General features: G+C 47.0%; 10 protein-coding genes. 4 read left to right on the forward strand and 6 right to left on the reverse strand.

The genetic code is table 11. The features are described 5' to 3' along the window. Positions 1–107: 107 nt before the first annotated feature. Both HRU21_07810 and HRU21_07815 read right to left on the reverse strand, forming a co-directional pair. The gene (locus tag HRU21_07810) at positions 108–1,475 is read right to left on the reverse strand and encodes a hypothetical protein (protein ID NRA42196.1); all 1,368 of its coding nucleotides are present in this window, start codon (positions 1,473–1,475) and stop codon (positions 108–110) included. A 4-nt stretch (positions 1,476–1,479) separates the two neighbouring features. After that, entirely contained in the window at positions 1,480–2,949 is a 1,470-nt protein-coding gene (locus HRU21_07815) for a rhomboid family intramembrane serine protease (GenBank protein ID NRA42197.1), read from the reverse strand. 439 nt (positions 2,950–3,388) lie between these two features. On the opposite strand from HRU21_07815, the gene arfB reads away from it, so the two are divergent. Beyond that, positions 3,389–3,802 (forward strand): aminoacyl-tRNA hydrolase, encoded by a 414-nt coding sequence (arfB, locus tag HRU21_07820; GenBank protein NRA42198.1) that lies wholly within the window; start codon positions 3,389–3,391, stop codon positions 3,800–3,802. Between the two features lie 16 nt (positions 3,803–3,818). Here arfB and yghU read toward each other — a convergent pair whose 3' ends face one another. Further along, the gene (yghU, locus tag HRU21_07825; GenBank protein ID NRA42199.1) at positions 3,819–4,646 is read right to left on the reverse strand and encodes a glutathione-dependent disulfide-bond oxidoreductase; all 828 of its coding nucleotides are present in this window, start codon (positions 4,644–4,646) and stop codon (positions 3,819–3,821) included. A gap of 117 nt (positions 4,647–4,763) precedes the next feature. After that, complete coding sequence (locus tag HRU21_07830) at positions 4,764–5,036, reverse strand: TIGR03643 family protein (GenBank protein NRA42200.1); 273 nt, start codon at positions 5,034–5,036, stop codon at positions 4,764–4,766. Positions 5,037–5,186: 150 nt separating this feature from the next. Between HRU21_07830 and HRU21_07835 the strand changes: the two genes are divergently transcribed. Next, a complete protein-coding gene (locus HRU21_07835; GenBank protein NRA42201.1) occupies positions 5,187–5,591 on the forward strand; it encodes a thioesterase family protein in 405 nt (134 codons plus the stop codon). Positions 5,592–5,606: 15 nt separating this feature from the next. Here HRU21_07835 and HRU21_07840 read toward each other — a convergent pair whose 3' ends face one another. Both HRU21_07840 and HRU21_07845 read right to left on the reverse strand, forming a co-directional pair. Beyond that, a complete protein-coding gene (locus HRU21_07840) occupies positions 5,607–6,800 on the reverse strand; it encodes a GGDEF domain-containing protein (protein ID NRA42202.1) in 1,194 nt (397 codons plus the stop codon). Between the two features lie 35 nt (positions 6,801–6,835). Continuing rightward, a complete protein-coding gene (locus HRU21_07845; protein NRA42203.1) occupies positions 6,836–7,651 on the reverse strand; it encodes a 4'-phosphopantetheinyl transferase superfamily protein in 816 nt (271 codons plus the stop codon). Positions 7,652–7,946: 295 nt separating this feature from the next. Between HRU21_07845 and HRU21_07850 the strand changes: the two genes are divergently transcribed. Beyond that, a complete protein-coding gene (locus tag HRU21_07850) occupies positions 7,947–8,699 on the forward strand; it encodes a helix-turn-helix domain-containing protein (GenBank protein ID NRA42204.1) in 753 nt (250 codons plus the stop codon). A 65-nt stretch (positions 8,700–8,764) separates the two neighbouring features. Then, positions 8,765–12,930, forward strand: a 4,166-nt coding sequence (locus HRU21_07855) for an acyltransferase domain-containing protein (protein ID NRA42205.1), incomplete at its 3' end; no start/stop codon positions are given.

Raw genomic sequence — 12,930 nt, forward strand, 5'->3', positions numbered from 1 at the left:
TGGCAATAACCGCGTACAGCTTGTTAATTTATAGCTGTTAAGTTAAAGAGCGATTATAAACAGAGATTGTCGAGCATAGGTTTATTTAGGCCTCAGCTGCTGATTCATCAATTTATGTTTAAAAAATAACTTATATTTTTGTTGCTTGTAATGCGCTGCCAGGCGCTTTGCTTGCGCCGCTTGCTGCTGTTTTCCGGTAATTCTGTTAGTGCACGCGCCATTAGCTTGAATGCATCTGGCAGGCAGGCGGCGTTGTTAAAATCTTTCTGAATACCATTGAGGCAGGCTATACATAGCTTCAGGCTGCCCTGATCGAACAGCTGCTGTGCCAGTTGCAGGCGTACTTCGGCACGGTCGGCTTTGAACGATGGGTCAGCGTGTAATAATCGCTTATAGCTTTGAATCGCCAGTGCTTTATCGTGATGCTGTAGCAGGTGTTCAAGGTAATAGCTGCCATAGTCTTGCAGTTCGTCGGTATGCTGCCTGGCTAATACCAGTTCAAACATATCGGCGCTAAGCCTAACGCTTTGCGGCTGCTGCTTCACACCGGCAGATAAGCTGTCTAAGCAGGCATCGACACGGCCGTTTCGAATCAGTCGCTGCGCTTGGTGCCAAATTTGCTTGACTGGGTCGACAGGCTCCGGCTGCTCGCGGCTGTGGGTTTTTTCGGCAATGCTAAGACCAAAGCTGTCTTGAAATTGATAAATTAAATAGCCCATCATGTGAAACACGATAATCAGGTAAAAGTAACTAACGAGCGTTTCTAAGCCCGCGCTGATAAGGCTTAAATGTTGACCCAGCAAGCTGTGAATACTGGCAACAGAGCCTGCCATAATATAGATAAACACCAGCAGTAGGCCATAGGCGCTGCCAAGTTTGCCAATCAGCGCCAGTTGCTTGATCGGGTTAATGGCAACCAGCAGGGCGTTAGTGGTGCCTAAAATAATTATCGCTGCCGGCAGGGCTGCCAGCCAAATCAGACACAGTATGCCGCCAAGTTTGGCGCCAAACCATTGCACGCTAAAACCACAGAGCACAATATTGGCAATCAGTAGTGCTGCAAATTCCAATATTCTGCGGCTACCATACAGATCATGATTGGAAAGCGGCGGCGCCTGCATATCACCTTCGGCAGTCTGCGTTAAGCAACTAAAGCTATAGCTTAAGGCGATTGCACTGAGTAATAACTGCAATAGCCCGCCTAAAGGAAAACAGCTCAGCAGCATGCTGATTAGAGATAATGCGCTGATTAATATCAAGGTTTCACGTTTCAGCGGATAACGAAAACTCTCAGGCAGGCGTTTATGAAATGGCGTAATATGCTCACCCGCGCCAATCGGGTTAACTATAACATCACATTCTACGCAGCGGTGGCTGCGGTCAGGATGGGCTTTGACGCAGTGTTGGCATAGAAAATGTCCACATTGCGGGCATTGATAACGGGCCTGGCTAAGCGGGTGAAATTGACAATGCATCGCGCTATCCTTGTGCCACTGGCAGACTGTGTTGGTCGGCCCAGTTATTATAGTGCTTCGCTTTTTGCGGGTGATTAAGTCGCTCAAACTTAAGGCTGAGTTTACGCGCTAAAATGCAGATTTTTTCAGCTAACTGTTTGTCTTCAGGCGCTGCTGCCGAGAGGCTTAAAAAAATCTGTTCAGCCAGTGTGGGGTCGTCTCGCTGACAGAGCGCGTTGGCTAATTGGCACTGCTGAATCGGCTGCAATAACTTGGCAAGCTCTGTTTGTTGCTGAACCACTATCTCGGCAATGGCATTGATTTCAAATTTGAGCGCCTGTTTGTCACTCAGCAGCTCCGCAGCTAGCGCTAGCGCTTTAGCTTGGCTAGCTGAGGTATTGATAGCGTGGCAAAGGCGATATTGCAGCAGCAACATTTCAAAATCGTCTGCATAGTCGATGCGATAGGCATCAATCGCCTCGACAGTTTGCATCAGTTTAAAATGATTTAAATTGTTGAGCACTTTATCTCTAGCCAGCTGCTGCGGCGCAATCGATTGTTCATCGTGATCAAGATAGTCTTGATTAATCGCCAAGGGCCGCAGCTGACGATATATCAACATTAATAAACCGCCGGTTAAAAAGCCGCCGACATGCGCTAAAAAAGCAATCTGAGATTCGGATTGGCTGACATATTGAAATAATTCTAGTGCAATATACAGCGGTAAAAGTACCAAGGCGGGGGCGCGAAAATAGCCCACAAAGAAATACAGCCAGTAAAAAAACTGAATTTTTTTCAGCCCAAACACCACCAGATACATCGCCATTACCCCAGAAATCGCACCTGAGGCACCAATTAACGGCACGGCGCTGCTGAGGTTACTGGCGCTATGCAATAGCCCTGCGCCGATGCCTGCGAGCAAATAAAACCCTAAGAAGCGAAGATGGCCGATAGCCGCCTCAACCACAAAGCCGCAGATAATCAGGAACACCATATTACCAAATAAGTGTAGGAAGCTGCCGTGTAAAAATTGTGAGCTGATTAACTGCAGCAATGACAGCTGTTGCGGTATTAAACCATACTGAATGCTGGAGAGTTGCTGGAGCTGGCTATTGACGCCGTCTCGCGCTTGTTGCCAGTGCTGAAGCTCAGCTTCTGCTATATGCTCTGCGGCATGCAGCTGGAGGTAGTTATTAAATTCGAGATCCATGGCGATTACATAGCTTAGCTGGCGCGTGGCCTGCTGCTGATACAGCTGTTCTATGTAGCGCTGTTTTGCTGGCTGTATCGCTGCACTTGCAAGATAGTCTAGATAAATCGGGTATTCAGCTTGCAGTAAATTTGCTTGCAGATAGGCTTTGACAGCGTTTTCAGACTTTATGCCATCGTCAGATTGATAGAGAATAAAAATACAGCTATTGAGAAGCACGAGGCAGCTAAGAACGATGGGTTTTACCTGCCAGGAAAACCGTTTTTCTGCCGGTAATATAATCATAATGATATGGTGTTGAAATCCTTTGATTGCACCTTAACAAATCAGTGTATAAATGCAATTATTCGGCTATTTAACTGCTATTCATATCACTGCTATTCATATCACTTAGACCTTAAGCCTTATGCCAGATGTGTGATCTATCTGCCGCTAATAGTGTGAGGCAAAGTGCGATAAATAGCGAACTAATAGTGCGAGCTATAGTGAGAGCTATAGTGAGAGCTATAGTGCGATCTATAGTGAGAGTCATCGCGATAAAAATACTTCAGCCACTGCGGAATAATGTTGTGCGCATTGAGGCAAGAAAATCTTCCGCCGTTATCGTATATAGGCAATGACAACACAGCCCATAAAATACAAACAACGCACACGATTATGTTAGCAAGCCGATATCGCCGTTAAAAAATCCAAGCACGCAATCAACCACCACCAAGACACTATTATGCTTTATATTTCTGCCGACATTCAGCTTGCCGATTGGGAGATACAGTTTCAAGCCATCAGGGCACAGGGTGCGGGCGGCCAACATGTTAATAAGGTCTCGACCGCGGTTCAGCTGCGCTTTGATATTCACCGCTCTAGTTTGCCAGCACGCTATAAACGCAATCTACTGGCCCTGCGCGATAGTCGGATTAATCAGCACGGGGTTATTATTATTAAAGCGCAGTCTCATCGCAGCCAAACGGCCAATAAAGACGAAGCGCTGGCGCGATTAAAGGCCTTAATAATCAAAGCAAATCAGCGGCAAAAGCCGCGTCTGGCAACGCGGCCTACTCGAGGTGCAGTGCGGCGACGCCTGCATGCCAAAAAACAGCAGGCCGAAAAGAAAGCGCAGCGTCAAAAACCCGTGCTGTAGGCAATGCTTTCCAGGCTTAATGGCGCTCGCGTATTTGCTCGGCTTCGTCGCCCCAAAACACGTTAATTTTTCGGCCAAGCTGCACCGCAGGTCTGGCTGCGATCGATTCGGCCCAGCGCTTGACGTGTTGGTATTGATCAACCGAGAGAAAAGTTTGCGCCTGATAGAGCGAGCCGATGACCAGTTCACCGTACCAAGGGTAGGTTGCCATATCGGCTAGGCTGTATTGGTCGCCTGCGAGGTAGGCTTGTTTGGCGAGGTGTTTATCTAACACATCCAGTTGCCGTTTTACTTCCATGCTGTAACGATCAATCGGGTATTCAAATTTCTCAGGCGCATAGGCATAGAAATGCCCAAAGCCACCGCCTAAAAACGGTGTGCTGGCCATTTGCCAAAATAGCCAGTTGTGCATCGCCTGACGCTGTCGAAAGTCGGTAGGAATAAACTGCTGAAATTTTTCACCCAGATACAGCAGAATGGCGGCCGATTCAAATACCGCTAACTCACCTTGACCATCACTGGCTTGTGTATCAATCAGGGCGGGTATTTTTGAGTTGGGATTGGCGTCGACAAAACCGCTGCTGAACTGATCGCCTTCGGTAATATTAATTAAAAACGCGTCGTATTCGGCAGCGCTTTCGCCGAGCGCTAATAGCTCTTCAAGCAGGATGGTGACTTTGACCCCGTTCGGCGTGCCCATTGAGTAGAGCTGCAGTGGGTGTTTACCGCGCGGTAAGGGCTGTTGAAAAGTGGCACCGGCCTCGGGGCGATTAATATTGGCGAACTCACCGCCGTTGTCGGCGTTCCAAGTCCATACTTTAGGCAATTGATAGGGTTTGCTCATAGTCTTCTCGCGTTAGTGGCTGGCTAGCGGCTGATGTATCAGGGCTAGCTCTTTTATAATGCTTGTATTGTATTAGTGCTTGTATTTATTAGTAGCGGTTGAGTTTGTGCTGTTAATCTAATGGCGCTTGTATTGACTGGGGCAGACAAAGCGATTAACCGCCTTGCTGCGCTGCTGCAGATGTTTGGTTTTGCGACCGCTAACACGGGCGCGCCATAATCTAAAGCTGCTTGGCTTAAGCTCACGCCGCATCAGCTGAATGACCGACGCCTCAGCCAGAGCAAATTGCGCTTCGATGGCTTCGAACGAGGTGCGATCTTCCCAGGCCATTTCGATAATGCGCGAAATCTCGTCGGCAGTAAAAGAGTCTGTATTAGCTTTCGTTGTCATCTGTGATAAACGTGCCAGCCCTGCGGCTAGATCAGGCCTGTGGCCAGATCAGCACCATCTTGATTATAGCCAAAGCCGAATTGCAGTTTATGACGGCGCGGGGTTGGCATGCTATGCTAGCTGAATTTACAGTATAAGATTAAAGCCAATATGCAAAGCGATGTATTTCATTTTTCCGTGCAGATTTATTATGAAGACACGGACCATTCAGGCGTGGTGTATCACCCTAATTTTTTAAAATATTTTGAGCGCGCGCGCGAGCATGTGATTGATGCCGAGCGCTTAGCTGCGCTATGGCGTGAACATGGTTTGGGCTTTGCCGTGTATAAAGCCAATCTAACGTTTCAAGATGGCGTTGAGTTTGCTGAGGTTTGCGATATTCGCACCCAGTTCAGTGTAGACGGCAAATATAAAACCCTCTGGCGGCAAGAGGTGTGGCGACCTGAGGCAACAAAACCTGCGGTGATAGGCGATATTGAAATGGTATGTATGGATAAGCAAAAACGCCTGCAGCCGATACCGCTGGCTATTTTAGAAGCGCTTAATACGGTTTAATACGCTAAGCCATCCCTAACTGAGATGTTCTTTCAGCCTTGCCTGGCCCAGCATGAGCGAGCTGAGTTCGTCATCGTTTAAGAAGCACCAAGTATTGCGCGATTGTTTTGCTTTATACAGCGCTTTATCAGCCTGCAAATATAAGTGTTCGGCTTGTTCTTCAGGGTTGCTATTGGGCCGTGAAATAGCTACCCCAATGCTGCAAGATATGTGAACTCTTTCGGCATGTTTAAAACTGATGCGGCTAGCAATCGCCTGTAAGATTTTATCGGCCACTGTGGCAACATCTTGCTGGCTGATATGTTCTAAAATAACCGCAAACTCGTCACCCCCTAAGCGTGCGGCCAAATCACTGGCGCGAATCGTATTTTTTAATTTATCGGCAACGTGTTTAAGCAGCTCATCGCCAACGTGGTGGCCGTGCATATCATTCAGCGGTTTAAAGTGGTCAAGATCGATCATGAGCAGTGCAACTGAGGTTTTCTCACGGTTGGCTCGATTTAAGGCCTGCAATAAAGTTTGATTAAACAACTCGCGATTGGCTAAGTTGGTGAGCGGGTCGTGCAGTGCTAGATGTTGAAATTTTTGCTTCTGTTTTGAGCGCGCACTTAGCTGAGCTTTAAACAAGGTTTCAAATACATAGGCTAAGCTGGCTAAAATTAATAAGGTAAAGCAAAAAATAAATACCTGCAGCGCGCCTTTCTGGTCTGCTAACAGGTCGGGGTATTCGTGCTGATTGAATGACAGGCCGGTCATAAACACTAAGCTTGCAATAATGCTAATAGTCCAGGCCCAACCTGAGCTAGAGCCGATTAGAAAAAAACCCATAATGGGCGGCAGTGCCAGCAGGCTAATTACCGGGCTGTTGGCTGGCCCACCGGTAAAATAAATACCAATCAGCAAAATCAGGCTGGTGGATACGGTCATAATTGAACTGCTGATATTAATCGCGTATTTAAGCCCCAGTTTAAGCACCAGCAAAATCGCCACAAAGCTAATAAGGGCTAAACTAGCCAGGCTTAAATTCAGGGTAAACAGTGCTTCGCTGATGCCAATGACATAAAACCAGATGTTTATCAGTAGCAAACAGATGAGGCAGGCATGGCTGACAGCAACTATTACACGCTGGCGGATCAGATCGTCGGGGTGAATCGTGTCGGCGCGAGCGATAAAGGTGTCTAACAGCTTTATGGCTTGATAGTGCGACATAGCTCAGTCCATTGGATTATTGTTATGTTTAATGTTTAAACAAACTTGCCCATATCTTCAAGCAAAATCTGTTGATAGCTGATCAAAGGTTGATTATAGAAGAAGCGAGTGTCGAATGGCTGCTGACTAGCCTGCTTAACGCTGAGGGCGATGCGCAGTTGATGGCTGGGGTAGAGCAGCTGGCTTTGCCATGCGGCTGGCTGATCCTGGCGTGCGGCATCGAAAGCAATCGAGATGGCCTGCTTGCACTGGCCCAGGTGATAACTGCCGCCTTCATCATCAATGCTAAAGCTGAAATGGTCGAGCGGGATAGCCAAGCCTTGACCACAGGCCTTGATGTAGGATTCTTTGAGGGTCCAATAATCAAAAAACCGCGAGCGCTGATGCTCCGGGGCAAGGCTAAATAGCTCTGCGGTTTCCGATGTAGAAAAATAGCGTTGAGCAATCGCTAGAATTTCGTTATCGCGCGTCAGTTGCTCGCAATCCACCCCTAGCTGCGGCAGTTTGCTAACTGCACAAACAATTAAGCCCTCGGTATGCGATAGATTAAACCACAGGCCACTATGCTTGGGCTGGCTCAGTTTAGGTTTGCCTTTCGCTTCGCTAACAAACGCCAGCTGATGCGGTTCATCGGGCAAATAATGGCTTAGCGTGTCACGCACTAAAGCACGGGTAATTAAGGCATCGTGACGATGTTTAGCAAAGCGCAGTCGAGCAACTTTGCTGATCTCATCGTCTGATAGGCAGTGCTGATACTGTGTCTGTAATGCCGATGAGGCAAAGCACGGGTCTTGTGGGTTGCATAGCCATAAATCAATCTGGTTGTCAGCTAGTGTCAGTGAGTGTGGCATGGATGATTCGATCAGTTTTTAGCCATGAGTATCGTTAGGTTGTAAAACAGTAATGTTTATATTCTTTTATTGAAAGTCTATTTATTTCAATGACTTATTATATTTTCGCTTAGAGCTTCTAATAAAAGTTTCGGGTGATTGTTTGTAAACCGTATATAGCTATGCTAGTTTTACGTTGCTGTCTGTCTAGCATAACAGGGCAGGCGTTAAATTAATAAAAATAATCACAGCAACATAGGATTTTTTGCCGCTATCAGTTTTTAGCTGCAATAAAATCAATACTACGACCGTCGTTATGCCGCAAAAGCAACATGCCAACGCTACCACAACGCCCGAAATGCGTGCGTTTATACGAGAGTCTGATCTGCCGACCGCAGTGTTGGCGCGGCTGTTAAAAATTTCTGAAGCGACGGTGAAGAAATGGCGAACGCGAGATGACCTGCAAGATGCCTCGCACACGCCAAAAAACCTTCAAACTACCTTATCGCCAGCACAAGAGTATGTGGTGGTGGAGCTGCGCAAGCGCTTATTATTGTCTTTAGACGAGCTATTGCTGGTGTCGCAGCAGTTTATTAATCCTGATGTGTCCCGCTCGGGTCTGCAGCGCTGTTTAAAGCGTCACGGCGTATCAAAATTAGCCCGTTTGAAAGATGGCGAGTCAAAAGATATTGATGCCTTGCCGGCGATGCAGCCGGTTACCGTTCCTATAGAGGATAAGGCCGCTAAAGCGGCATTACATGCCGAAGTGAATCCAGACATCATGCGTGCCGTATTAGGAGAAGACGAGGTGGTGAATGTGCAGCTGCACAAGCTGCCGCACTTAGATGGTGATGATAAAAATAAAAAGCGTCGCCGACTGTTAATAGCCAATGAGCCCAACTCTAACTGGCTATACGTGGATTTATACGAGGGTGACGAGAAGCAGGCGGCAGAGCGTTATATGTCGCATGTGCTAAACAATGCCCCATTTACTATAAGAAAAATATTGGCTGGAAATTATAACGAGTTTTTAAGCCGTTTTCGTTTGATTGAAGAATCAGATGACTAGCCGATGCTGCTGTGTCACAACACAGCTGCAAACTATTGCTCAACGACGTTGCACGGAGAATTTACATGTCGAAAGCCAACCGTAACAAGCCCAGTACGGCAGATGATGCAGCCTTGCAGTCTCGTCTGCAGCAGACCCCGATTGCAGTTGTGGGTATGGCCAGCGTATTTGCGGATAGCAAGTCGTTAGATGCCTACTGGGATAATATTATTGACAAGGTTGATTCGATTATCGATGTGCCGGCATCGCGTTGGCATATCGATGACTATTACTCCGATGACAAGTCGGCCGCAGACAAAACCTATTGCAAACGTGGCGCATTTATCCCCGAACTCGATTTTGACCCGATGGAATTTGGTTTGCCGCCAAATATTCTTGAAGTCACCGATATTGCTCAACTTATTGCGTTAATTGTTGCCCGTGATGCGTTGAGTGATGCTGGTCTTGCTGGTGTTGACGATTTAGATCACGTTGGAATTACGCTTGGTGTTGGCAGTGGCTTAAAGCAAATCTCTGCGCTTAATGCGCGCTTGCAATACCCAGTGCTTGATAAAGTGCTGGACAGCTGCGGCGTCAATGATGCTGACCGTGCAGTGATTGTTGATAAGTTCAAGAAAGCTTATATCCCTTGGGAAGAAAACTCATTCCCAGGTATGTTAGGCAATGTTATTGCGGGCCGTGTCGCGAACCGTTTTAACTTAGGGGGCACTAACTGTACGGTTGATGCGGCCTGCGCCGGNTCATTAGCGGCGATGAAGCTTGCGGTGAGTGACTTATTAGAGTACCGCTCTGATGCNATGATTTCTGGTGGTATTTGCTGTGATAACTCACCGTTTATGTATATGTCGTTCTCAAAAACGCCGGCATTTACCACCAATGAGACGATTCGCCCGTTTGATGAAGACTCAAAAGGCATGATGGTGGGTGAGGGTGTTGGCATGGTGGTGCTTAAACGCCTTGAAGATGCTGAGCGTGATGGCGATAAAATCTATGCGGTATTAAAAGGTATTGGTACATCGTCTGATGGTAAGTTTAAGTCTATCTATGCGCCACGTCCTGATGGTCAGGCAAAAGCCTTGAGGCGTGCATACAATGATGCAGGCATCGACCCTAAAACGGTGGGTCTGATTGAGGCGCACGGTACAGGTACTTTAGCGGGTGATGCGGCAGAAGTCGGTGGCTTAACTAAATTCTTCAGTGAAGGAAACGACGAGAAGCAACATATTGCTTTAGGCTCGGTTAAGTCGCAAATTGGTCATACCAAATCGGCAGCAGGTGCAGCTGGTTTTGTGAAACTTTGTTTAGCGCTTCACCATAAGGTTTTACCTGCGTCTATCAATGTGGATAGACCGGCACCAAGCTTAAATATCGAGGACTCACCGTTTTATATTAATACCGAAACACGCCCATGGGTGTCACGCAGCGATGGTGCACCCCGTCGTGCAGGCGTTAGCTCATTTGGCTTTGGTGGTACTAACTTCCATTTTGTTTTGGAAGAATATAACAGCAATATGGCTGAAACATTTAAAGCCTTGCCGCGTGAAGCAAACTTGGCGCAGGCATTTTTATTTGCGGCAGATACTGCCTCCGACTTAAAAAGCAACTTACAAACGCAAGTCACTAGTTTAGATGTTGATGAAGATACAAAGCCTTATGCTTTCAATGCATTGCTGGCAGACAATGGTTTGCGTAAGTTAGATGCTAAGCAGCTTCGTATTGGTTTTGTGGCGAAAAATGCGGATGGCTTAAAAGATAACTTAGAAAAAGCCTTAGATACCTTAGAGAAGAAGGGCAGTGATAGTGCCTGGCGTTTGCCGACAGGTATTTATTTCCGCCCGCAGGCCGCTGATGTTGCAGGTAAGGCGGTTGCCTTATTTTCTGGTCAAGGCTCGCAATATGTCAATATGGCATCAGAGTTAAGCTGTTCTACACCTGAAATGTTAGACGCTATTGAAGCGATGGACGCATCTTTCACAGCAGCAGACTTAGCGCCACTATCAAAAACGCTTTACCCCATTCCAGTATTTGAAAAAGACGATAAAAAAGCCCAAGACGCACAATTACAGTTAACACAGTTTGCCCAGCCAGCTATTGGTACTGTATCCGTTGGTTTATTCAATACCCTAAAAACCGCAGGTTTTGAAGCTAACTTTACCGCAGGTCATAGCTTTGGTGAATTAACGGCACTTTGGGCTGCAGGTGTATTAAGCCAAGAAGACTATATGATGCTTGCACGTTCTCGTGGACAAGCCATGGCTGCGCCTGATGATGAAAACTTTGATGCAGGCACAATGGTTGCGGTTGTGGCAGAGCCTGCAAAAGTCGAAGCGGAAATTAAAGATTTAGACGGCGTTAGCGTGGCTAACTATAACTCTACATCGCAAGTGGTTATTGCAGGTGATACAAAAGCGGTATTGGCTGCTCACGATATGCTGAAAGATAAAGGCTATAAAGTGGTTAAGCTGCCAGTATCTGCAGCCTTCCATACGCCATTGGTAGGCCATGCACAAAAGCCATTTGCTAAAGCCATTGCTAGTGCGAAATTTAATAAGCCAAGCATCCCAGTATTTTCTAATGCAAGTGGTAAGCAGCACTCTGATAAGCCTGCTGATATTCAAATGGCCATGCAAAGTCATATTTTAGAATCTGTGCGCTTTGATAAAGAGATTGAGTCTATTTACGATGCAGGTGGCCGTGTGTTCGTCGAATTTGGCCCTAAAAATGTATTAAGCAAGTTAGTTGAAAATATCCTGGCCGATAAAGACGATGTAGTGAGCATTGCCTTAAACGCTAACCCTAAAAAGTCATCGGAATTACAGTTACGTCAGGCCATTGTCGAATTAGCGGTGACAGGTTTTGATGTCTCAGGTTTCGATCCTTATGCCAAAGCTGTTGGTGAAACAGCTGCACCGAAAAAATCGCCGATGGCAATGAAGCTTTCAGCCGCTTCTTATGTCAGCCCGAAAACACGTAAAGCGTACGAAGATGCTTTAAGCGATGGCTATCAAATGTCTGGTGCAGTTGCAGCGAATGTTGAGCCGAAAATTGTTGAGAAGATTGTGGAAGTAGAAAAAGTGGTAGAAAAGATCGTTTATGTTGAGAAAGATGGCGCGCCATCATCTACACAAGCACAGCCTGCTGTAGCTGCGCCAGCGGCGTCTGCCGCTGATATTGCGCAGCAGCTTGCAGCCTTTTCTGCACAGCAGCAGCAACTCTTAGATGTGCATCAGCAGTTTATGGCTGCTCCTGAGAACTATGCGCAAACAGTACAGAAAGTATTGGACAGCAACCATGGTGTTATTCCTGCTGATGTGGCACAAAGCTTAGCAATGTATCATGACTTCCAAGCCGATACCTTAAGAGTACATGAACAATTTTTACGTTCACAAACTGCACAATTAACTGGCCAATCTACAAGCCAATCAATAGAACCCGTAGCTACCGCAGCAGTTTCAGCGCCTGTTTCAGCGCCTGACTCTTCAGCTGCAGCTGCAGCTCCAGTTGCGGCAGCTGCAGTGAGTCAAGCGACTCAGCCTGTTGTTAAGGCAGCAGCACCTGCGTCAGCACCAGCCGCAAAACCAGCACCTGCGCCAGTTGCAAAACCACAAGCTGCAGCAAAACCTGTGCCAGCAGCAGTTGCGCCAACTCCAGCTGTCTCTGCTCCTGCTAGCGCCAGCGGCCCAGTGATTAGCGCTGAGCAAATTCAAAAAGTGATGTTAGACGTTGTTGCCGAAAAAACCGGTTATCCTGTAGAGATGTTAGAACTGTCTATGGATATGGAGGCCGACCTTGGTATTGACTCGATCAAGCGTGTTGAAATCTTAGGTAGTGTGCAGGATGACTTGCCTGATTTGCCCGAGCTTAATCCCGAAGACTTAGCTGAGTTACGTACGCTCGGTCAAATCGTGGATTATATGAATAGCAAGCTAGAGGAGATTGATAAGCAAGTGGCAGCGCCAGTCGCTGCATCTTCAAGTGTACCTGCTAGTGCCAGTGGTCCAGCGATTAGCGCTGAAAAGGTACAGTCTGTGATGATGGACGTCGTTGCGGATAAGACAGGTTACCCAACTGAGATGTTAGAACTTGGTATGGATATGGAGGCCGACCTTGGCATCGATTCGATCAAGCGTGTTGAAATCTTAGGCAGTGTTCAAGATGAGTTACCTGATTTACCCGAGCTTAATCCCGAAGACTTAGCTGAGTTACGAACGCTTGGCCAGATTGTGGATTA

Source organism: Pseudomonadales bacterium, assembly GCA_013215025.1.
GTDB lineage: Bacteria > Pseudomonadota > Gammaproteobacteria > Pseudomonadales > DT-91 > DT-91.

Bases quoted from the DNA above. Each gene is read 5' to 3' on its own strand.
- HRU21_07810 (NRA42196.1), bottom strand. From the start codon at position 1,475: ATGCATTGTCAATTTCACCCGCTTAGCCAGGCCCGTTATCAATGCCCG.
- HRU21_07815 (NRA42197.1), bottom strand. From the start codon at position 2,949: ATGATTATATTACCGGCAGAAAAACGGTTTTCCTGGCAGGTAAAACCC.
- arfB (NRA42198.1), top strand. From the start codon at position 3,389: ATGCTTTATATTTCTGCCGACATTCAGCTTGCCGATTGGGAGATACAG.
- yghU (NRA42199.1), bottom strand. From the start codon at position 4,646: ATGAGCAAACCCTATCAATTGCCTAAAGTATGGACTTGGAACGCCGAC.
- HRU21_07830 (NRA42200.1), bottom strand. From the start codon at position 5,036: ATGACAACGAAAGCTAATACAGACTCTTTTACTGCCGACGAGATTTCG.
- HRU21_07835 (NRA42201.1), top strand. From the start codon at position 5,187: ATGCAAAGCGATGTATTTCATTTTTCCGTGCAGATTTATTATGAAGAC.
- HRU21_07840 (NRA42202.1), bottom strand. From the start codon at position 6,800: ATGTCGCACTATCAAGCCATAAAGCTGTTAGACACCTTTATCGCTCGC.
- HRU21_07845 (NRA42203.1), bottom strand. From the start codon at position 7,651: ATGCCACACTCACTGACACTAGCTGACAACCAGATTGATTTATGGCTA.
- HRU21_07850 (NRA42204.1), top strand. From the start codon at position 7,947: ATGCCGCAAAAGCAACATGCCAACGCTACCACAACGCCCGAAATGCGT.